Source organism: Oceanobacillus zhaokaii, from assembly GCF_003352005.1.
GTDB classification, from domain to species: domain Bacteria; phylum Bacillota; class Bacilli; order Bacillales; family Amphibacillaceae; genus Oceanobacillus; species Oceanobacillus zhaokaii.
The window spans coordinates 3,006,198-3,027,037 of the sequence record NZ_CP024848.1 but is presented as its reverse complement, the minus strand read 5'-3'; the positions used below and the strand labels follow the sequence as shown (position 1 = coordinate 3,027,037).

22 protein-coding genes are annotated in these 20,840 nt (G+C 38.0%); 18 read left to right on the top strand and 4 right to left on the bottom strand.

Features of this window, described 5'->3' with window-relative positions; all coding sequences use genetic code 11:
* Positions 1-250 precede the first annotated feature (250 nt).
* From CUC15_RS15275 to CUC15_RS15215, 13 genes are all read left to right on the top strand, one after another.
* On the top strand, positions 251-946 hold the full coding sequence (locus tag CUC15_RS15275) for a CoA transferase subunit A (RefSeq protein WP_114917489.1): 696 nt from the start codon (positions 251-253) through the stop codon (positions 944-946).
* Between the two features lie 22 nt (positions 947-968).
* Positions 969-1,649 carry a CoA transferase subunit B gene (locus CUC15_RS15270; RefSeq protein ID WP_114917488.1) on the top strand — a complete coding sequence of 227 codons (681 nt, stop codon included), beginning with the start codon at positions 969-971 and terminating at the stop codon, positions 1,647-1,649.
* A gap of 19 nt (positions 1,650-1,668) precedes the next feature.
* On the top strand, positions 1,669-2,445 hold the full coding sequence (locus CUC15_RS15265) for a 3-hydroxybutyrate dehydrogenase (RefSeq protein WP_114917487.1): 777 nt from the start codon (positions 1,669-1,671) through the stop codon (positions 2,443-2,445).
* A gap of 23 nt (positions 2,446-2,468) precedes the next feature.
* The gene (locus CUC15_RS15260) at positions 2,469-3,647 is read left to right on the top strand and encodes an acetyl-CoA C-acetyltransferase (RefSeq protein ID WP_114917486.1); all 1,179 of its coding nucleotides are present in this window, start codon (positions 2,469-2,471) and stop codon (positions 3,645-3,647) included.
* 216 nt (positions 3,648-3,863) lie between these two features.
* Positions 3,864-5,303 carry a GntP family permease gene (locus tag CUC15_RS15255; protein ID WP_114917485.1) on the top strand — a complete coding sequence of 480 codons (1,440 nt, stop codon included), beginning with the start codon at positions 3,864-3,866 and terminating at the stop codon, positions 5,301-5,303.
* Positions 5,304-5,707: 404 nt separating this feature from the next.
* The gene (locus tag CUC15_RS15250) at positions 5,708-7,459 is read left to right on the top strand and encodes a pyrroloquinoline quinone-dependent dehydrogenase (protein ID WP_114917484.1); all 1,752 of its coding nucleotides are present in this window, start codon (positions 5,708-5,710) and stop codon (positions 7,457-7,459) included.
* 89 nt (positions 7,460-7,548) lie between these two features.
* Positions 7,549-8,709: a carboxypeptidase-like regulatory domain-containing protein gene (locus CUC15_RS15245; protein ID WP_114917483.1), complete on the top strand. Its 1,161-nt coding sequence runs from the start codon at positions 7,549-7,551 to the stop codon at positions 8,707-8,709.
* Between the two features lie 43 nt (positions 8,710-8,752).
* Positions 8,753-9,130: a cupredoxin domain-containing protein gene (locus CUC15_RS15240; protein ID WP_114917482.1), complete on the top strand. Its 378-nt coding sequence runs from the start codon at positions 8,753-8,755 to the stop codon at positions 9,128-9,130.
* A 329-nt stretch (positions 9,131-9,459) separates the two neighbouring features.
* Positions 9,460-11,775 (top strand): outer membrane protein assembly factor BamB family protein, encoded by a 2,316-nt coding sequence (locus tag CUC15_RS15235; RefSeq protein ID WP_242985878.1) that lies wholly within the window; start codon positions 9,460-9,462, stop codon positions 11,773-11,775.
* 127 nt (positions 11,776-11,902) lie between these two features.
* The gene (locus CUC15_RS15230) at positions 11,903-12,343 is read left to right on the top strand and encodes a hypothetical protein (protein ID WP_162800333.1); all 441 of its coding nucleotides are present in this window, start codon (positions 11,903-11,905) and stop codon (positions 12,341-12,343) included.
* Between the two features lie 146 nt (positions 12,344-12,489).
* On the top strand, positions 12,490-12,789 hold the full coding sequence (locus CUC15_RS15225) for an iron-sulfur cluster assembly accessory protein (RefSeq protein WP_114917480.1): 300 nt from the start codon (positions 12,490-12,492) through the stop codon (positions 12,787-12,789).
* 251 nt (positions 12,790-13,040) lie between these two features.
* The gene (locus CUC15_RS15220) at positions 13,041-13,604 is read left to right on the top strand and encodes a GNAT family N-acetyltransferase (protein WP_114917479.1); all 564 of its coding nucleotides are present in this window, start codon (positions 13,041-13,043) and stop codon (positions 13,602-13,604) included.
* A 213-nt stretch (positions 13,605-13,817) separates the two neighbouring features.
* Positions 13,818-14,402 carry a hypothetical protein gene (locus tag CUC15_RS15215; protein ID WP_114917478.1) on the top strand — a complete coding sequence of 195 codons (585 nt, stop codon included), beginning with the start codon at positions 13,818-13,820 and terminating at the stop codon, positions 14,400-14,402.
* 164 nt (positions 14,403-14,566) lie between these two features.
* On the opposite strand, the gene hxlB is transcribed toward CUC15_RS15215, so the two are convergent.
* The 3 genes from hxlB to CUC15_RS15200 form a co-directional block, all read right to left on the bottom strand.
* Complete coding sequence (gene hxlB / locus CUC15_RS15210) at positions 14,567-15,124, bottom strand: 6-phospho-3-hexuloisomerase (protein WP_114917477.1); 558 nt, start codon at positions 15,122-15,124, stop codon at positions 14,567-14,569.
* Positions 15,125-15,141: 17 nt separating this feature from the next.
* A complete protein-coding gene (gene hxlA / locus CUC15_RS15205; RefSeq protein ID WP_114917476.1) occupies positions 15,142-15,783 on the bottom strand; it encodes a 3-hexulose-6-phosphate synthase in 642 nt (213 codons plus the stop codon).
* Positions 15,784-15,916: 133 nt separating this feature from the next.
* Entirely contained in the window at positions 15,917-16,285 is a 369-nt protein-coding gene (locus CUC15_RS15200) for a winged helix-turn-helix transcriptional regulator (RefSeq protein ID WP_114917475.1), read from the bottom strand.
* Between the two features lie 293 nt (positions 16,286-16,578).
* Here CUC15_RS15200 and CUC15_RS15195 point away from each other — a divergent pair, with 293 nt between their 5' ends.
* Positions 16,579-17,130 (top strand): methylated-DNA--[protein]-cysteine S-methyltransferase, encoded by a 552-nt coding sequence (locus CUC15_RS15195; RefSeq protein WP_114917474.1) that lies wholly within the window; start codon positions 16,579-16,581, stop codon positions 17,128-17,130.
* Between the two features lie 136 nt (positions 17,131-17,266).
* Here CUC15_RS15195 and CUC15_RS20680 read toward each other — a convergent pair whose 3' ends face one another.
* Positions 17,267-17,389 (bottom strand): hypothetical protein, encoded by a 123-nt coding sequence (locus CUC15_RS20680; protein ID WP_278309179.1) that lies wholly within the window; start codon positions 17,387-17,389, stop codon positions 17,267-17,269.
* Positions 17,390-17,655: 266 nt separating this feature from the next.
* Between CUC15_RS20680 and CUC15_RS15190 the strand changes: the two genes are divergently transcribed.
* From CUC15_RS15190 to CUC15_RS15175, 4 genes are all read left to right on the top strand, one after another.
* Positions 17,656-18,576, top strand: coding sequence for a S66 peptidase family protein (locus CUC15_RS15190; RefSeq protein WP_114917473.1), 921 nt, complete (start codon positions 17,656-17,658; stop codon positions 18,574-18,576).
* A 591-nt stretch (positions 18,577-19,167) separates the two neighbouring features.
* Entirely contained in the window at positions 19,168-19,644 is a 477-nt protein-coding gene (locus tag CUC15_RS15185) for a DUF2975 domain-containing protein (protein WP_114917472.1), read from the top strand.
* 10 nt (positions 19,645-19,654) lie between these two features.
* Positions 19,655-19,879, top strand: coding sequence for a helix-turn-helix domain-containing protein (locus tag CUC15_RS15180; protein WP_114917471.1), 225 nt, complete (start codon positions 19,655-19,657; stop codon positions 19,877-19,879).
* Between the two features lie 139 nt (positions 19,880-20,018).
* Positions 20,019-20,789, top strand: a complete 771-nt coding sequence (locus CUC15_RS15175; RefSeq protein WP_114918471.1) for a DUF817 domain-containing protein — start codon at positions 20,019-20,021, stop codon at positions 20,787-20,789.
* The last annotated feature ends 51 nt before the right edge of the window (positions 20,790-20,840 follow it).

Below are 20,840 nucleotides of genomic sequence, written 5' to 3'. Positions count from 1 at the left end.
GTAATTGGTAGTTTTTGAAAAGGTTTACAATATTTTGTTAAAAAGAATCATACCTATTTTCCAAGAATCTGGAAAGTAGGTATGTTTTATTATTAATTAGTAAGAGATTTTTAAATAGTCCACTCACTTCATTAGTCAGCTCAATGCTGTCATCTAAAGAAATGATGCTAGTTAAATTATTAACTTATGGGATTTTTATATAGTTGGCATGATTTTTGCATGTATATATCTGGAAGGGAGAGAAGCAGTGATGAAACAAATTCATACATCATTTAATGAAGCAGTAAAGGATATTACTGATGGCTCGACGATTATGGTAGGAGGCTTCGGTCTTGTTGGCATTCCGGAGAATCTTATTCTAGCCCTCAGAGATTCTGAAGTAAAACATTTGACGGTAATTTCTAATAATTGCGGTGTGGATGATTGGGGTCTGGGATTATTATTACAGAATAAGCAGATTGATAAAATGATAGGCTCTTATGTTGGCGAAAATAAAGAGTTTGAGCGTCAAGTCTTATCAGGCGAGCTAGAGGTAGAGCTCGTTCCACAAGGGACGCTTGCAGAGCGAATTCGTGCAGGTGGAGCAGGGATTCCTGCATTTTATACTCCAGCAGGGGTAGGGACACCGATTGCAGAAGGAATTGAAGTACGTACATTTAATAATAAAGAATACTTGCTGCAAACCGCATTAAAGGCGGATTTTAGCCTTGTTCGAGCAGCGGTTGGTGATAAAAAGGGAAATTTGATTTATAGAAAAACAGCGCAAAACTTTAATCCAATGATTGCAACTGCTGGAAACGTAACGATTGCCGAAGTGGAGGAATTGGTTGAACCGGGAACACTTTCCCCTGCTCAAATTCATACTCCGGGAATTTATGTACAACGGCTAATTGAGGGCAAACAAGAAAAACGTATTGAAAAGCTGACAATAACACAGCATGCATAATCCTTAGGGAGGAGGGAACAAAATGATAAAACAAAACAAGTTCGATAAAACGACTGTAAGAGAAAGGATTGCAAAAAGAGCGGAGCAGGAAATTGTGAACGGTTCCTATGTGAATTTAGGAATTGGCATGCCGACGATGGTTGCAAATTATATTCAACCTGGAAAAGAAGTTGTTCTCCAATCAGAGAATGGTTTACTTGGTATCGGTCGATTTCCGTATGAGGAAGAAGTAGACCCAGATTTAATCAATGCTGGGAAAGAAACCGTAACAGCGATAACAGGGGCATCTTATTTTAGCAGTGCCGAGTCATTTGCAATGATCCGTGGAGGTCATATAGATCTTGCCATTCTAGGTGGTATGGAAGTTTCCGAAAAGGGAGATCTAGCAAATTGGATGATACCTGGGAAAATGATTAAAGGGATGGGTGGAGCAATGGACCTCGTCCATGGAGCGAAGAAAATTGTCGTGATTATGGACCATGTGAATAAAAAGGGTGAGGCGAAAATTTTAAAAACATGTACACTTCCACTAACAGGTAAAAATGTTGTCAATCGGATTATTACCGATCGTGCAGTTATCGATGTAGAGAATAAGGGGCTAGTACTTGTTGAAGTTGCAAAAGGATTTAGTATAGAAGAAATAATTGAATCAACTGATGCAGCGTTACATGTGAGTGAAAGCCTCCGAATGGGTACGTACTAAATAAAGGAGGAATTGTAAAATGGTCAAAGATAAAGTAGTGTTTATAACTGGTGCAGCGAGTGGAATTGGTCATGAAATTGGTATTTCATTTTTAAAAAATGGTGCAAAGGTAGCTTTTTCAGATATTAATGAAGAAAAGGTGAAGGAGGTAACGGAGCAACTGCAAAAAGAGGGTTATGACTGTTTAGGGTTAAAATGTGATGTGACGAAGGAAGAAGAGCTGCAGCAGGCAATTGACAGGACTGTTGAAAAGTATGGAAGACTGGATGTTTTATTTAATAATGCCGGATTGCAGCATGTCGCAGACCTGGAGGATTTTCCAACTGATAAATATGAATTTATGATTAAGGTGATGTTAGTAGCTCCATTTATGGCAACGAAGCATGTGTTTCCAATCATGAAGAAACAAGGATCAGGAAGAATTTTAAACATGGCTTCAATTAATGGTGTCATTGGTTTTGCTGGAAAAGCTGCATACAATAGTGCCAAACATGGTGTCATTGGCTTAACGAAGGTAGCGGCATTAGAAGGGGCAGATCATGGCATAACAGTGAATGCAATTTGCCCTGGTTATGTCGATACGCCACTTGTTCGAGGACAATTCGCTGATTTAGCAAAAACCCGAAATGTACCACTGGAAAAAGTGCTTGAAGAAGTATTGTATCCATTAGTGCCACAAAAACGCTTACTGGACGTACAAGAAATTGCCGATTATGCTCTATTTTTGGCGAGTGATAAAGCAAAAGGAGTTACTGGCCAAGCAGTATTAATCGATGGCGGTTATACTGCACAGTAACGAACAGAAGGGAGATAGCAGAAATGAAAGCGGTATATATTTTAGAGGGTGCTAGAACACCTTTCGGAACCTTTGGTGGAAGCTTGAAGGATGTTGACCCAACAGAACTAGGTGTCACAGCAAGCAAGGAAGCCATTCGTCGCAGTGGTATTGATCCAAGCAGCATTGATTTTTCGGTCATTGGCAATGTCATTCATTCTGCAAAAAATGCACCATATTTATCTCGACATATTGCCTTAAAATCAGATATCCCATTGACAAGTCCAGCACTGACAGTTAATCGCTTATGTGGCTCGGGACTTCAGTCGGTCGTTTCCGCTGCCCAGGCGATCATGCTTGGCGATGGGGAAGTGGCGCTTGCTGGTGGTGTTGAAAATATGAGTCTGTCACCACATGCATTAAGGGGAAGTCGGTTTGGTACAAAGCTTGGAACACCACAAATCGACGATACTCTATGGGCGTCTTTAACTGACGAATATATTGGCTCTGGCATGGGTGTAACGGCTGAAAATCTCGCTGAAAAATACTCGATTACACGAGAAGAGCAGGATGAATATGCCTATCTAAGCCATATGCGAGCCGCTGAGGCAAGACGTCAAGGAAAGTTTGCTGAAGAAATTGTTCCAGTTGAAATATCAACGCGAAAAGGAACATTGATAGTGAAGGAAGACGAACATATCCGTGAAGATACGTCGACAGAAAAATTAGCGAAGCTCAGGCCTTCGTTTAAAAAAGATGGTACAGTAACGGGTGGAAATGCGAGCGGAATCAATGATGGTGCAGGTGCAATTGTGGTGGCAAGTGAAAATGTTGTGCAAAAAAATAGTTTAAATCCACTGGCTAAAATTATTTCCTGGGGTATTGCTGGCGTAGACCCGGCGTTGATGGGCATTGGTCCTGTCCCCGCGATTAAACATGCATTAGAAAAAGCGTCTTTGGCAATAGACGATATAGATCTTTTTGAAATAAATGAAGCATTTGCAGCTCAATATTTAGCTGTAGAAAAAGAACTAGGTTTAGATAGAGAAAAAGTAAATGTAAATGGTGGGGCCATTGCGCTAGGACATCCAATTGGGGCAAGTGGTAATCGAGTATTATACACATTAATAAGGGAACTAATTAGAAGTGAGAAAAGATATGGTGTTGCATCCTTATGTATCGGTGGAGGACAAGGTATTGCGATGGTAGTGGAGAGGGTTTAATATTCTTGGGTAGATAGGAAGGTATAAAAACCTTCTTAACGAGTAAGTGCACAAAGGAACACTACGAAGTGATACATCGCAGAATCAAAAGGACTTTTGATTCGAACTAAGGCTGTCATCGAAAGGCTTGGCTAAACCGTAGTTTTCTAACCTTTCGACATTCTTAGGTTAGTGAAGCCTTTACGAGATATATTAAATTGTCAGGGGGATGTGTACATGGAATTAATTACAATTTTAGTAGCACTAGCGCTATTAATGACTGCTGCATATCGCGGATATTCTGTTATCTTATTCGCGCCGATAGCTGCCTTATTAGCTGTTGTCTTTATAGATCCGATCAACATACTGCCGTTCTATTCCGGTGTATTCATGGAAAAGATGGTTGAATTTATTAAGAACTATTTCCCAGTCTTCTTATTAGGTGCCATTTTCGGGAAAGTTGTTGAAATGTCAGGGATTGCAGAATCCATTGCAAAAACAATTGTAAGATTTATCGGTGCTAAACAGGCTATGTTGACGGTTATTTTGCTAGGTGCAATTTTAACATATAGTGGCGTAAGCTTATTTGTTGCCGTTTTTGCCATCTATCCTTTTGCGAAACAATTGTTTATTCAAGCAGATATCCCTAAAAGGTTGATGCCTGCAACGATTGCACTTGGTGCATTTACTTTCACGATGGATGCCATACCTGGTACACCACAAATTCAAAATGTTATCCCTACCTCTTTCTTTGGGACAAACATTTATGCTGCACCAGTACTTGGAATAATCGGCGGTATCATTGTCTTTGGTGCAGGACTTGCATACTTAGAGTGGAGAAAGAGACAAGCCAAGAAAAAGGGAGAAGGTTACTTTGGGTTTGGAGATGAAGCTGCTGCTGCTCTTGAAAAGGAAAAAGCAACAAGTAGTGAAGAATCTATGCCAAATTTAAACTCGAATCAATCTGTTATAAAACAGATTCTAGCATTTGTTCCACTTGTTCTCGTAGCAGTAATGAATAATTATTTAACGAAGGCAATACCAAGTTGGTATCCAGATGGATTTGATTTTGCTTTACTTGGATTAGAGCAATATGCTGTCGATGTTGCTAAAACCGCTTCGATCTGGGCAGTTGAAATTGCATTGGTTGTCGGAATTATCACGGCACTCGCCTATAATTTTAAACGAGTGAAGACAAAGCTTAAAGAAGGACTAAACACGAGTATTGGCGGTTCATTATTAGCCGTTATGAACACAGGATCGGAATATGGTTTTGGTGGCGTTATCTCAGCTCTTCCTGGGTTTACCGCAATTAGTAATGGGATATCGGGTACATTTACGAATCCACTTGTTAATGGTGCAGTGACGACGAGTACACTTGCAGGTATTACAGGGTCTGCGTCTGGAGGAATGGGGATTGCTTTAAGTGCGATGGCAGATCAATACAATCAAGCAATCGCCGCAGCGGGTATTTCACCTGAAGTTATGCATCGAGTTGTTGCGATGGCATCAGGTGGTATGGATACACTTCCACATAACGGCGCTGTAATTACGTTGCTTGCTGTTACAGGATTAACGCATAGACAGTCATATGGCGACATATTCATGATTACAATCATTAAAACATTAGCAGTATTTGTTGTTATCGCGCTTTATACGTGGTTTGGTATTGTGTAACGGAATAATTGTTATTAAATACCCGCGGAATTCCTATGAACAAATTTGGACTATTATCGAAAAAAGATATAAAATAGGTGTGTTTTGTCCTTGGTAGTAGATTTTGACCGATTGTCTACTACTAGGGATTTTTGTTTGTATAGCTTCGTTATTTTACCCCAAATAGAAATCGCTTCTACACCAGTATCCTTCAACAAATAGGGCTTTACTATTCCCGAATACTGTTCACAACATTCCACATAAAATTAATAACCAAAAAATATCCGCATATAATTTATAACATAATGATAATGAAAGGTAACTCATTAATAAAAAAGCAGTATTTATAGCTAGGGGGTGGTCTATTTTTATGATCTTATAACAAGGTCTCAAGCTAATTTTCAAAAAATACAGGGGGTGTTTTTTTGAAAAACAGAACAATTATTTGGTTGGTTGGCGGATTGGCCTTACTTGTAATTATTGGAGTCCTTGTTTGGCAAATGGCTATTCATAATAATACATCCGTTCAACAGTCAGAAGAAGTTGAGAAACAGCCAGAAGAGAAAGCAGAACCAGAAGAGGCTGAAGAACCAGAAGAAACGGAAGAGCCAGAAGAAACCGAGGAACCAGAGGATGCTGAGTATGAAAACTGGTCAACATTTGGTTATGATTTAGAATTAACCCGTCATGTTCCATTTGATGAAATAACGAAAGATAATGTGAATGATCTAGGGTTAGTCTGGTCTCAAAAGTTTAAAGAATTAAATGAAAACATTCCAGCAGGAAATCAAAGCTATCCGATTATCATCGATGGGGTCCTGTATGTTACAACTGGGGCAAACTATGTCTTTGCATTTGATGCGGTTACAGGAGAAGAAAAGTGGCGATGGGAACCACCTCAAGAATTATTAGATACGCTAGAGCGTCAAAGTATGCCAATGACTAATCGGGGAGTGGCAGTAGGGGAAGGAAAAGTATTCATGATTACTGGTGATGTTGGACTCGTTTCTATCGATCAAGAGACCGGAGAAACGATTGATCGAATCTTATTAAGTGATTACTTTCCTACACTCACGCCTGAAAATGGTTACTATGAAACAACAGCTCCAATCTATTATGATGGAAAAATATTCGTAGGTTCATCTGGTGGAGACAATGGAGTTCGTGGATTCGAGATGGCATTTAATTCAAGTGATTTAAGTCCCGCATGGGATGAACCATTTTGGACTGTTCCCCCTAAAGGAGAAGATTGGCTGGCGGAAGGCTTATTTGGTGGAGGTGGTGCAGTATGGATGCCACCAAGTGTTGACCCAGAAACAGATACAATATACTTTGCTGCAGGTAATCCTGCCCCTGATTTCTATGGGGAAAAACGGCCAGGAGCGAATCCACATACGAACTCCGTTATAGCGGTAGAAGCTGACACAGGTCAAATGAAGTGGGTAAATCAACAGATTTCTCATGATCTATGGGATTATGACAGTGCGGATAGCCCATCTGTATTTACTGCTACTATTAACGGTGAGGAGCGCCGAGTAGTTGCTGAAGGTAGTAAAGGCGGGGAATGGTGGGCATGGGATGCTGAATCAGGAGAAACCATTTATGAAAATATTGCTTTCAGTAAAATAGATCACCCCGATCCAACACCAGAAGGTACTTTAGTATACCCTGGAATTCTAGGCGGTCAGAACTATGCCCCAGACACCTTTGATCCTGAACTTAATTTGGTGTTAATTCCGGGGATTGAATCACCGAGTATTATCAAAGTGGCAGGGAATGAACAAGAAGCAGTAGAAAAGAACGGAAGTGTGTGGGCATTTGGTACTTCATATGCAGCACCAGCAGATGATGTGGAAAGTTACGGTACGGTTACAGCGATTGATTTAGAAAATGGTGAAATTGTTTATCAAATCAAAACGGACGATGCGATGCGCGGAGGTTTATCAAGTACAGCTACAGGAATAACTTTCTTTGGAGAATTAAGTGGAAATGTGCAAGCAATTGATACAGCTACAGGAGAAAATCTGTGGAATTTCCAAACAACGGGTGAAACGATTTCTGCAGCACCATCTATTTTTACCAAAAATGGGAAGCAATATATCGCCATTACTTCTGCAGGTAGAGATCCACAAATCTTTGTGTTCGCTTTAGGTGGGGATAAGGAGCAAGGTGATTAAAGCAATGGAGCTCGACTCTTGGACCCAAACGAATAGTAGTAAGGCAGAGAGGGTGCTCTCTGCCTTTCATTTGGAGAGGGGGAGAAGGAGTGGTAAAGAAGCTTTTATTCATTTTTTTCATGTTGATAATACCATTATTATCTGCCTGTACTGGAACAAGTGAGGATCAAATTGAAAGTGGACAAAAACAGGGACAAAAAGATATGGAGGAAGAGCAACGAGAAAAGGCTGTTGTGCAAGATGTCTCCCTATCTTTAGATAAACAAAATTTATCAGTTACTCCTTGGCGTTTAGATAATTCACAACTGGAAGAGGTAATAGGGATATTAACGGTGGACGGAAAGCCTGTCAATGATGCTGCAATTCAAGTTGATGCGAAGAGAATAATAAAAACAGATGAAACTGGCTCATTTAGTTTTATGATTGACCGCAATAACTTAGCGAATAAAACCGTCGAAGTTGTAAATGTTGACAATGCTAAAATAGGTGATGGTGAACTTTTAGATGAAACAAAACATGCGTTACTGTCACTAAGTGAAAAAATAACCGTTAGCTATCCTATAGAAATAATTAGTGTGGAACCCTCAAAAGAGGATGAAAAATTCGTGGTTGTAGAAGGTACGGCAATCTTAGATGAAAATCAAGAATACCCAGCTTTTGGAACCAGTAAATATAGTGTACATGGAACTGTTGTAGATAGTGAAGGGAATCCAATTGAAGGAGCTACTGTGAATCTACGTCGGGATGGTGTGGAAGGATTCACTGTGTCACATCCAAGTAATGAAGATGGAGAATATCAAATGATGTATTTACCAGAAGACGATGAGGACCACTATTTAAATGTCGTATATGAAGGGGTAACTTACCATCTCCCAGATAATAGAGTATTTCAATTTCCAGAAGATATAAGTGTACAAGTTGACATCCAACTACCAAGTGAAGGGGAAGTCATTACAGACGAACCACCGTATCTAGTTAGTAGAACGGCTCCAGGAGCGCTTTACACAGGGATAATGATTGGATTACATGTAGATGGAGACGTTGAATATTCGGTGACAATCCCAAATAGAGATGGTACTTTTACGATGAAAGTTCCTAAATTAGTCTGGAATGGGTCTCCAACCTTTTACCAAGCATCATTTGAAAAGTTTTTGTTAGAGGGAAAAGAGTCTGGAGACATGGTTTCTTCTGAATTTTTGCCTGAACCAAATGAAAATGAACCGACAATGATTGTTCCGAAAGAAGGGTAAAGCAAATCCGTTAACAAAAAATCACATTAGAGGGGGAAGTAAAATGAAAGAAAAGTTTTTTGGGGTTTTAATCGCATCACTATTCGTTCTTTTATTAACAGCATGTGGTGGAGATACTAGTGATACAGATCAGGGAGCAAATCAAGAAGAATCAGGTAAAGTAGTGGAAATAACCATTCATGCTACTAATTTTGAATTTGATCAAGATGAAATAAGTGTAAACAAAGGCGACAGAGTTAAATTAACTTTAGTTAGCGATTCTGGAACTCACGGTATTGAAGTTGAAGGATATGATGTTACGCTTTTAGATGGTGAAACGATAGAGTTTGTTGCAGATGAGGTTGGAACGTTTGAATTTTATTGTAACATTCTTTGTGGGGTGGGCCATGATAGCATGGCAGGAAATTTAGTTGTAAGTTAAATATTGTTATCGATTGTAGGGGAGGATACCTTAGTGTATTCCTCCCCTTTCTTATATATTGTTAGACTTATTAATGGTACCAGTATAGATATTTCCTCATTACAGAAAAGTTAATCAAGTTTTATATGAAAAATTGACAATTCCCAATATTCAGCGTAGAATGTTACGTGATTAGTCTTATGTCTATAGGGTTGTATAGGAAGAAAAATTTAGGACTTTAAAAGGAGGAGATTTATGAAAACGTTACCAACCATAAAAAAATAGTAAAATAGTATTTCTTTATGATGTTCTTTGTATTTCCTACTTAAAGAAAACAGGGGGGCATTTTATTGGAGAATAAAAAGATAGTTTGGGCAATTATTGGTATCTTCATTTTATTTGCAGCGGGTGTAGGGGGATGGGCATTATCAACAAATAATAATGCAGAACCCGCAAAAGCAACAGCAGGTTCTGAGGAGCAGTCAGAGGCAGAAGAACCGGAGGAACCGACAGAACCAGAAGATCCCGGAGAACTTGAGGAAACCGAGGATTCGGAAGGTATAGAAACGATTGAAACCGATGCAGTAGTGAAACAGCTTAAACCGTATGAGGCGGAAGTGGCACCAGCATTTACAGCAGCAGAATTACAAGAGCTGCCGACAAGTAATTGGTTAACAAATGGTGGTACCCTTAATAATCAACGCTATTCACCACTTGACCAAATCAATGCATCTAATGTTGGGGAGTTAAAAGCAGAATGGGTTGCAAGTATGGGATCTGGTTTAGATTTTAAATACTCTGGTGAGGCATCACCAGTTGTATATGATGGTGTAATGTACGTGATTACTGGGGCAAATGATGTGCTAGCGCTCGATGCAATTACTGGGGAGACGATTTGGGAATATCGACCACATATTACTGAAAAACTAACAACTGTATGTTGCGGCTGGACAAGTCGCGGCGTTGCAGTTGGTGATGGGAAAGTATTTGTAGGGTTATTAGATGCTAGATTAGTAGCGTTGGATCAAAAAACAGGGGAAGTAATTTGGGAGGAAAGAGTTGCTGAGTGGGAAAAAGGCTATACGATTACAAGTGCACCACTGTACTATGATGGTAAGGTCTACACGGGTCTTGCTGGTGGAGAATACGGAATTAGGGGGCGTGTAACTGCGTTCGATGCTGAAATGGGACGTGAATTATGGCGTTTTTATACGATTCCTGGTCCAGGAGAAAATGGACATGACACATGGCCATCAGATAATAAGGCATGGATGACGGGTGGTGCCCCGGTGTGGCAAACCCCTGCAGTTGATCCTGAACTAGGCTTAATTTATTTCTCAACAGGGAATGCTGCACCAGACGTTGACGGTAGTAATCGGGAAGGGGATAACTTATATGCTGCATCAATTGTAGCGATAGATGCTACGACAGGAGAATATGCATGGCATTTCCAAGAGGTTCATCATGATATTTGGGATTTGGATGCTCCTAACCCAGTTATCCTATTTGATGTTGAAATTGATGGCGAAATGCGTAAAGGGCTTGGTCAGGCTGGAAAAACGGGCTGGATTTATTTCCTAGATCGTTCAAATGGAGAACCATTGATTGGCATTGAGGAGAAGGCCGTACCTCAGGATGAAAGGCAAAAGACAGCTGCAACACAACCATATCCAAAAGGAGATTCATTCGTTCCACAGGAAGTTACTGAAGAGGATGTAGAAAATGATCTTCCAGATGATTTTGAAGGGAAATTTGGGAAGATATTTGATCCATTTTGGGAAGAGCCATTGACATTGAAACCTGCTGCATCCGGAGGGGCTAACTGGCCGCCATCAGCATACAATCCAAATACAGAATACTTTTATGTATTAGGAAGTGATCAGTACCAAACATTTTCACGCCACGAAGATATTGAATACAATCCAGATGCTGTTGAAGAAGGACATTACTGGCTTGGAAGTATTATAGCTCCTGTCATGGATGCACCAGTTAGAGGTACAGTTACAGCAATGGATGTGAAAACCAATACTATTGCCTGGCAGCAGGAATGGGATGGACAAGCATACAGTGGAGCAATGACGACCAACGGGAATCTTTTATTTGTAGGTCATAATGATGGAAGGCTGATTGCTTACAATGCTAAAACAGGTGAGCAATTATGGGAATTCATGACAGATGCCGGAGTAAATGCTCCGCCAATTACGTATGAAGTTGATGGTAAACAATATGTCACGGTTATGGCGGCAGGTAATTCTCTAGCGGGTACGAAGCATGGTGATTCAATATGGACATTTTCACTAGATGGAAAATTTGAATCCGTTGACGATGTTGTAAAAGTTAATGCTGAAGATGCCTCAGCAGCTGAAGATTCAGAATCTGAAGATGATAAAGAGGGTGAATCAGTTTCATCTGGTGAAGGTAAGACAGCAAATGGGCTAGCTGTTTATGAAAGTAACTGTCTAGCATGTCACGGAACTGAAGGTGCTAACGGTCATAATGGCCCTAATTTACAAACTAGTAATATAGTATCCAACAAGGAAGAGGTTATTGCTAGAGTTAAAGCTGGTGGAGAAACAATGCCAGCCTTTGAAGGCACATTGACGGAAGAGGAAATTGATGATGTTGCAGCATATATTAGTGAGATTGTTGCGAAACTAGATGAATAAATACGTAAGATGGGTAGAATACCTCGTATTCTACCCTTTTCTTATTTCCTTTAGCTTTGAAACAATAGAAAAATAGCTTACAATTAGGTTATTCATTTTGCATTTACATAAGGGGTTTGAATATTTTATGAAAAGATTAGGGCTATTTTCTTTTGTCGTTTGTTTCCTATTGTTAAGTGGATGTATGAATTCGGTAACCGCACGAATCGTGGAAGACATGTATATGGCAGCATTAAATGAAGATGTTGATAAAGCTGTATCGTATTTTTCTGAAGATTTTTTAGCAGATAAACAATTAGATGAACTCATGAGTGACTTAACGGCTGATGTCATTAACATGGAAGGAATAGCGTTCATGAACATCATCGAGCTTAATGAACGGAAACTAAATCCAGATTTAATCGAAAAATTGGATGATAGTTACGGTGAGGCATGGCATTTTGTAATCGCGAAAGTTGATCAAAATCATATTATGACATGGGTTGTACAAAAAGGGAGCTCACAATATTATATTGTTGGTGGCGAAGAGGTACATGTAGATAAATATAATGAGGAAGTCTTAAAATAGTTAGCAATGAGCTATCTGTTTTAGGAACCTGTAAATTGGGGAAACTTAATATAGATGGATAAACCAACATGAGTGACATTAAAGACTCTTTTATGCGATAATGTATCATAAACAATCTTAACAGTTAGGAAAAGGAGACATAAAAGATGAATTGTAAAATTAATCGAAATGCAGCTAAAGAATTAAAGAAAATGCTTGCTACAGAAGAAGCAGAGGGAAAAATGATTCGTGTTTACATTGAACATATGCATGGTGATCATGCACATTATGGAATCAAGCTTGATACACCAACAGAACATGATGAAATCATTAAAACAGACAAGGACGTAGATATTTTACTTGATGCACGCGAAGATTTTCTGGATGGTGTTTGGATTCAATATTTTTATGTAGATAATGAAGGTTTCGTAATTACGAATTCATCAAAAGGTGGACATCACCACTAAGATATAGTTAATAAAAATCCCTGTTGCACTAACTGCAACAGGGATTTTTTCTATGTTAAGGGGAGTGACAGTCACCTATCCGCATTTAGGTAAATGTATATTTTTTATGTTTTCTTATGGTTGCCAAAGATAAATTCCAGAGAGTGAGTTAATATGAAGGTAATATAAGTTAATTGTGAAAAAAATGATTCTGCTATTGGTATTTAAAATGTTAAACTAATTAAAGAATATAAATAATAGAGGGATTACCTATGACTAAAAATCTTGTTCCATTTCCGATAATTGAAACGAACCGACTAGTGTTAAGAAAAATTGAAAAAAGCGATGCAAACAGTATTTTTAACTATCTATCTGATAAAAAAGTAATGAAATATTATGGATTAGCACCTTTTGAAACGATTAACGACGCCTTAAGTGAGATAGCATGGTATCAAACGATATTCGATAATAAAGATGGAATTAGATGGGGAATCACTTTGAAAGGTAATGATGAGGTGATTGGCAGCTGTGGTTTTCTAAACATGGTCCGAGAGCATTTTCGAACCGAAATTGGCTATGAACTAAATAGCAGCTATTGGGGAAAAGGAATTGCAAGTGAAGCACTCCAAGCAGTAGTAAGTTACGGGTTCGAGAATTTCAACTTAGAAAGAATCGAAGCGCTAATTGAACCGCCTAACATACCGTCACTAAAGCTCGTAGAAAAACTAGGATTTATTCGAGAAGGCTTGTTAAGAAATTATGAGTTTACGGGTGGAAAGTTCGATGATTTATATATGTATTCATTATTAAAGCAGGATTTTGCGAAACTTAAATAAGAAATTTCATATATACATATTGTTATTGGAGAAGATAGGAGGAATGTGATGTTGCTTCGATGGGATGTACCTAAAACGGTTGGTGAGGTCATATTTAACCATTGGGATTAGAACTTTTTTAATATATATTTGAAGGATAGGTCGAATAACTTGAGTATAATAAAACGAAAGAAAAAATATAGAAAAACAAAAGAATATAAGTGGGGATTGTTAATGTCTGTCTCATTACCCTTAATATTTCTTTTTACACTCTGGACGCCATTTTATGATTCCTTTTATACGTTTGCGGCACTTAGTATATTTATTTTGCATACCATATTAACGTTTGTTGGCGTAATTTTTAGGATAGAAAGGATATATCCTTTAATAGGCTATGGTTCCTTTATTCTAGTTTCAATATTATGTTTGTTTTCAGGTTTAAAGGCAGCTAGTGGGGCATTATTACTGCAAATCATTTTATTAGTGCTTGTTGGTGCTGTTTTTGTATTTGGCTTTTGGGGTGAAGCTATAGTCCCTATGTTAAAGAGGAAAGACTGGTTTAATACATTTGCATTAGGAGTATTACTGATTATGGTCTTGCCCATCTTATTCGTTGCCGGTGCCACTATGGGAGGTCACCGGGAGTGGGAGATTGGGTTAATGCGATATATCTTTGGACAAAATCTTGGGGAGAGAATCATTTCTTACCTGTTTGGGTTTGGTTTTCCGCTTTTATTCATTAATTTGACTCATTTATTGTATAGGCTTAGCAGGAAAGATGAACAGGACATCGCTACTGATAGGAAGAAGAACGGATAAATTAGATAAAATGAAGGTTTGCCTTTGTTTTTTAGCGTAGCATTTATTAAATTAACTTGGTAATAAATAGGGATAGGTCTCACACCGCTAAGGAAAATGGGCAAACCTACGACAATACTAAAAAAACAGTTAGGAAACAATCCTAACTGTTTTTTTGAAAATATCTATTCAAGATTCGCATGCTTACCATACATCGTCTGTGAGTCGAGTCCTTTTTTCTCCATAAAGCGTAATATAATCGCATCATAGAATAGCAAAAGGGTCTGCTCGAATAAAGAGCCCATCGGCTGGATCGTTTGGTATTCACTTGACGATTGATCCTTTGGTGCACCAGGTAATTGAACAGTGATATCTGCTAATTTCCCAAGTGTTGATTCAGGATTGATTGTGACAACTGCAACGGTTCCACCAATGCTTTTTGCTTTTTCAACCATTGGAATTAAACTCTTCGTTTCTCCTGAACCAGAACCGATAATTAGAATGTCACCCTCCTCATAGGTCGCAGTAACCGTTTCACCTACGACATATGAATCGAGACCCATATGCATCATCCGCATGGCAAAGGCCTTGCCCATTAAACCTGAGCGACCAGCACCTGTAACAAAAATCTTATCCGATGTTAGAATATGCTCGACGAGTTTTTCCGCATTTTCATTCGACAATTGCTCAGCAGCATGATGTAGTTCATCGATAATTCTTTGTGCAAATTGTGCAGTCTCCATTTAAGCGGCTTCCCTTCTTAAGCTACCGTACTTTCTTCGATAAGCTTTTTCATTTCGGCAGCTACAGCAGTCTTATCGTCCTTACTTGTAATTCCGCCACCGACAATAATTAGATCTGGTTGGGATTTAATCACTTCTGGCAATGTTTCTAATTTAATGCCCCCAGCAATGGCAGTCTTCGCATTTTTTACAACGCCTTTAATCGTTTCAAGATCTTCAAAGGAATTCTTACCTTCTGCTTGAAGGTCATACCCAGTGTGGACACAAATATAATCGACACCAAATGAATCAAGCTCTTTCGCGCGTTGTTCTATATCTTTTACTGCTATTAAATCAACTAGAATTTTCTTGCCTAATTTCTTCGCTTCTTCTACTGCTCCTTGGATTGAGCTGTCTTCCGCTGCACCAAGTATCGTGATAATATCTGCTCCTGCTGCAGAAGCTTGGGATACTTCATAACCAGCAGCATCCATAATTTTAATATCGGCAAGAACTGTTAAGTTTGGAAATGCATTTTTCATCTCACGAACAGCCGCATGTCCCTCGCTATTGATAATAGGTGTACCAATTTCTACGATATCAATTGAATCTTGAACTTCCTTTACAAGTTCAATCGCTTCTGGAATGTTAACAAGATCTAGTGCTAATTGAAGTTCCATGAATATTCCACTCCTTAGAATAATTTAGTTAAATTAACTATACTTACTACTCTATAGTAAATATACAAATAATGTAAGTACGCACATTAACATCACATAGTCACACAAAGTATACTGTGAAAAAGCTGGAAAATTATTTCACAGCTTCTTTAATCTCTACTCCATTCTTACTAGCGACATTGTCCATATAGTTTTCTCCCCATTTATACATCATATCAAGAATAGGTAATAAACTGATGCCATGCTCTGTAAGTGAATACTCTACTTTTGGTGGAACGACTGGATATACTTCGCGGTGAACAATACGATCTTCTTCAAGCTCGCGCAGCTGTTTTACCAGCATTCTTTGCGTGATTCCTGGCATAAGTGATTTCAGTTCGTTAAACCGCTTTGTTCCTTGTCTACCAAGATGCCATAAGATGAGCATCTTCCATTTGCCGCCGATTACACCGAGGGTTAATTCTTTTTCACAGTTATACACCTTGTCACAAAGATGTCCCAATCTGTTCAACTCCTTCGTGAATGTCATGTTATTTTTGTACCAGCTAATTGGGTAGTGGTATATGTTCTTCTATTATTACATGTCGAATGAGTATTGTCTTAGAAAGCGGCTTATTCGAAAAAGGAAACATTCTGTGAATCTTTCATTTAAACTAAATTATATTAACGATTGCTTTCTAAATTGGCAGACAAGCTATTACTTTTGATATCTTGCTTGTTAATCCAAAATAATAATACAATTCCACCATCGCGAGGTATAATACAAGTAGAGGCAATCGAAAGGAGCGGTAGCACATGAAACACAGTGAAGAACAAACCGTTTATTACGGACTGATTAACATGGACGATTGGTCTATCTATCTTGCGGTATCGCAAGAGGGATTATGCTATGTCGGCTCACACGGAGCTGGAATCGAGGAAATGGAAGCATGGTTTAAAAAGAACAGACCGAAAGCTAGTCTAATAGACGACAGTGACAAGATTTCCATCTATGCAGATCAATTGGTTGATTATTTAAATGGAGAACGCAAAGTATTTAATTTACCTGTTGATTTAATTGGTACGCCCTTTCAGGATGCAGTGTGGAAATCGTTGCAAAACATTCCATTTGGTGAGAAGTTGACATATACAGATATTGCGGAACAGATTGGCAAGCCAAAGTCCGTACGTGCGGTTGGATCCGCGATTGGCGCAAATCCAGTATTGATTATAGTTCCATGCCATCGTGTAATTAGTAAAGGTGGGAAAATGGCAGGCTACCGTGGGGGCATCCCGATGAAGAAAAGACTACTCGGGTTAGAGAGTTTTTATTCTCATAGAGAAATATCATATCAAAGAAAGTCATGACTCTGTACTTAAATTATTGTGGCAAGCTAAACTAAACTATAAATAGAAAAGTCTAAAGTTATCGAGCACTTCCTATAATGATAAAGCGTTCCGTTTTAAGTGCATATTAATTAAATGACAGATCAACGATTAATGGTTAAATGGTTATGTAATCTAATTCTTTTCTAAAGACATTCGGTTGTTCAGGAGATCCAGAATTTGAACCGAATGAACCTTTATATAATCTCATTGGTGAAGCAATATAAATATACTTGGTCATTTATGCTTCCCCTTTCCAATACTTTCTTGTTTAAACTATCCTGCCCTTTAGCCAAAGAAAGACCGCCATAGTGAATGCTCTCATTGTTATGTTAAAGTACCACACAGTCGAACAAGTAAATACGCTTTTATTACACATTATTCTTCGACTGTACATTAAATGTTTGAGCATTTAATAAGTAGTTATCTTTAAAATGACATAATTCAAATCACTTTATAATACCATTTATTATCAATAAATTTAATTGTGGAGAGGGCGTGGAAAATATGGCAATAAGACCTTCGTTGTTACAAAGAGGAGATACAATTGGATTAGTTACACTTGGCAGCCCTCTTGATGCAAATACTATTAATACCAGGGTACAATTCTTGAGAGATATGGGCTTTAATATCGTTTTTGGCAGGCATGTTTATTCTTCTGATGGCATTGTAGCTGCATCCGCTCAACAAAGAGCAGATGATTTAATGAATATGTTCAGAGATCCCAGTGTCAAAATGATCCTTGCCACCCGTGGTGGGACTGGAGTTCAGACCATTCTCCCTTATCTGAATTTTGACGTCATAAGACAAAATCCTAAAATTATATCTGGTTATAGTGACATAACAGTATTATTAAATAGTTTATATCAATTTAGTAATTTAATTACATTCCATAGTTTAATGCTTATTGACTTTAGACCAGAAACACCTGCTTATAACTTCAATCAATTTTTTGAAGCAACTTCCACGTTGAATTCCCCCAGGATGATTCAAAATCCGCCAAATTTAGACCTAAGGGGTTTAGTGCCGGGAAATGTAACAGGCCCTATAGTAGGTGGAAATATGACTTCATTAGTAAATGCACTCGGTACACCATATGAAATTAATACAAAAGGAAAAATACTTTTTTTAGAAGAAACCCACTCTCCAACTACAATGATATTTAGGTATTTAACTCAATTATTAATGTCAGGTAAATTTCAAGATTGTCTTGGTATTATTATAGGAGAATGTACGAATTGCCTTGTATCTTATGGTACAACATATGAAGATTTAATTAATGCTTTATTAGTCCCCTTAAGAAAACCACTGATAATCAACCTTACTACAGGTCATGGCTTTTATAAAGCTGCTATTCCAATAGGTGCTAATGTAAATCTAAATTCAACAGAAAATACATTGACTGTGATTGAACCAACAGTTTCTTAGTTTTGTTTAGTGAGGATGTAAACATAACTCTGTTTTTTTAATACACATCATAGTTCTTCTTGTGTAATACCATACCGTTTTCTAATTTCTTCAAGTTTATTTTTCACTTTCACTCCGCCATCTTTTACGTAAAGCTAACTTTCCATTTGAGTTATAAAAATAAGAAGCAATATCAACTGCTTCTTTAAGGAAATCATTTCTTCTATAAAAAATCATATTAATTACTATCTAAGATCTTGCTAAACTATCCTGCCACGTTACTTTAAGTACAATATTTCACAAAAGTTATTTACCGTATATTAACAATTCTCAATAAACACAATTTTCTATAAAAAATTGTGTTTATTGAGAATGCAACTCAAAACGGAACCATTTCCTATAATAAGGAATGCTTTTTTTTATTAGATAAGGAAATATACAACTTTCTTAACGAATAAATTCAAATTAGGTTATCACCATAGGTAGTGGAGATAACTATTTTTAATAATACTATTTCAATAAAAAGGTTATATAAATCAATAATTATTTATTGTAAATCGATAAATAATGTGTTAGAATCAAAAATGAAAATAATCAAGCGAGGTGCTTTTTATGAAACAAGTTTCAACATTCTTTTTAAAGGTTGCTGTTATTCTTCTTGGAATACCGGTTCTTGCTTTGTGTGTATTTGGTTTACCTTGGTTAGCTAATAATCCAGTAAATCCAGATTATGCCCATATACTATATCCTATTGTAATAGGTATATATGTATCTGTAATACCTTATTTGGCTGCATTGTATCAGGCTTTAAAACTTTTAAGCTTTATTGACAAAAATCAATCATTCTCTGAGTTGTCTGTTAAGTCACTAAAGAATATTAAGTTTTGTGCAATGATAATCACTGGTTTATATGTGATAATTTTGCCATTTGTATATATCGTAGCAGAGCTGGACGATGCACCAGGTCTCATTATAATCGGAATGGTCCCAATCTTTGCTTCCATGGTAATCGCAGTGTTCGCTGCTGTGCTTCAAAAACTATTAAAAGAAGCAATTGATATAAAATCTGAAAATGATTTAACGGTCTGAGGTGAATAAAATGGCAATTATAATCAATATTGATGTGATGTTAGCTAAAAGAAAAATGAGCGTAACAGAGCTATCTGAAAGAGTTGGAATTACAATGGCGAACCTTTCTATATTGAAAAACGGGAAGGCAAAGGCGATTCGATTATCCACTTTAGAGGGGATATGTAAGGCATTGGATTGCCAGCCGGGGGATATTTTGGAGTACCGAAGTGATGAAGAAACACAAGGTAAATGAGAATCGTAACTGGTAAGATGCAGAGGACTGGGAGAGCTCCTTTCCATTATTCCAATGAATCCAATTCATAAAAGGGGAGTTACTTATGAATTTTACCATTCAGAATGATGTTCAGAAAAAAACTTTGAAGGCACATATTCTGAGAGCAATAAACCAACTCGTTCGTTTTGGATGGGAGCAGACCTTATCATGTTTATTTCCAGTCGCAATTTTTGCCTCTTTGGCTCTTACGCAAATCGTTCCATTACCCTTCCTTCCCAGGTATGACTTGCTGCTTATCATCTTCCTTCTGATGCAATGGTGGATGGTACGCTCTGGGCTTGAAACGCGCGATGAACTAAAGGTTATCACTTTGTTTCACCTTATTGGACTTGCTCTTGAAATATTCAAAGTACATATGGGATCCTGGTCCTATCCAGAGGAAGGATATTTTAAAATTTTTGAAGTGCCTTTGTATAGTGGATTCATGTATGCAAGTGTAGCAAGTTATCTTTGCCAGGCCTGGAGGAGGCTGAATGTTGAACTAGTTAGGTGGCCGCCGTTTTTTGTAGTTGTCCCTCTTGCTGCTGCAATTTATTTAAATTTTTTTACTCACCATTATTGGATTGACATCCGTTATTGGTTAGCAGGACTTGTCATTATCGTTTTTTGGCAATCATGGGTCACATACGAGGTTGATGGAACTAGATACCGTATGCCACTTGCACTTTCTTTTGTACTCATCGGATTGTTTATATGGATAGCCGAAAATATCGCCACTTTCTTTGGCGCTTGGGAATATCCAAACCAAACCGATGCATGGAGTATCGTTCATCTGGGAAAGGTGAGTTCATGGGTATTATTAGTGATTGTCAGCTTTCTTATAGTAGCGACGTTAAAGCTTGTTAAGGGGAAAATCCACCAGGATTGAAAATAACCGATGAAGAACAGAACCATCTTTTAAAAAAGTAGTATCCTTAGT

Excerpts from the sequence above, each read along its gene's own strand:
- CUC15_RS15275 (WP_114917489.1), top strand. The coding sequence starts at position 251 with ATGAAACAAATTCATACATCATTTAATGAAGCAGTAAAGGATATTACT.
- CUC15_RS15270 (WP_114917488.1), top strand. The coding sequence starts at position 969 with ATGATAAAACAAAACAAGTTCGATAAAACGACTGTAAGAGAAAGGATT.
- CUC15_RS15265 (WP_114917487.1), top strand. The coding sequence starts at position 1,669 with ATGGTCAAAGATAAAGTAGTGTTTATAACTGGTGCAGCGAGTGGAATT.
- CUC15_RS15260 (WP_114917486.1), top strand. The coding sequence starts at position 2,469 with ATGAAAGCGGTATATATTTTAGAGGGTGCTAGAACACCTTTCGGAACC.
- CUC15_RS15255 (WP_114917485.1), top strand. The coding sequence starts at position 3,864 with ATGGAATTAATTACAATTTTAGTAGCACTAGCGCTATTAATGACTGCT.
- CUC15_RS15240 (WP_114917482.1), top strand. The coding sequence starts at position 8,753 with ATGAAAGAAAAGTTTTTTGGGGTTTTAATCGCATCACTATTCGTTCTT.
- CUC15_RS15230 (WP_162800333.1), top strand. The coding sequence starts at position 11,903 with ATGAAAAGATTAGGGCTATTTTCTTTTGTCGTTTGTTTCCTATTGTTA.
- CUC15_RS15225 (WP_114917480.1), top strand. The coding sequence starts at position 12,490 with ATGAATTGTAAAATTAATCGAAATGCAGCTAAAGAATTAAAGAAAATG.
- CUC15_RS15220 (WP_114917479.1), top strand. The coding sequence starts at position 13,041 with ATGACTAAAAATCTTGTTCCATTTCCGATAATTGAAACGAACCGACTA.
- CUC15_RS15215 (WP_114917478.1), top strand. The coding sequence starts at position 13,818 with ATGTCTGTCTCATTACCCTTAATATTTCTTTTTACACTCTGGACGCCA.
- hxlB (WP_114917477.1), bottom strand. The coding sequence starts at position 15,124 with ATGGAGACTGCACAATTTGCACAAAGAATTATCGATGAACTACATCAT.
- hxlA (WP_114917476.1), bottom strand. The coding sequence starts at position 15,783 with ATGGAACTTCAATTAGCACTAGATCTTGTTAACATTCCAGAAGCGATT.
- CUC15_RS15195 (WP_114917474.1), top strand. The coding sequence starts at position 16,579 with ATGAAACACAGTGAAGAACAAACCGTTTATTACGGACTGATTAACATG.
- CUC15_RS20680 (WP_278309179.1), bottom strand. The coding sequence starts at position 17,389 with ATGACCAAGTATATTTATATTGCTTCACCAATGAGATTATATAAAGGT.
- CUC15_RS15190 (WP_114917473.1), top strand. The coding sequence starts at position 17,656 with ATGGCAATAAGACCTTCGTTGTTACAAAGAGGAGATACAATTGGATTA.
- CUC15_RS15185 (WP_114917472.1), top strand. The coding sequence starts at position 19,168 with ATGAAACAAGTTTCAACATTCTTTTTAAAGGTTGCTGTTATTCTTCTT.
- CUC15_RS15180 (WP_114917471.1), top strand. The coding sequence starts at position 19,655 with ATGGCAATTATAATCAATATTGATGTGATGTTAGCTAAAAGAAAAATG.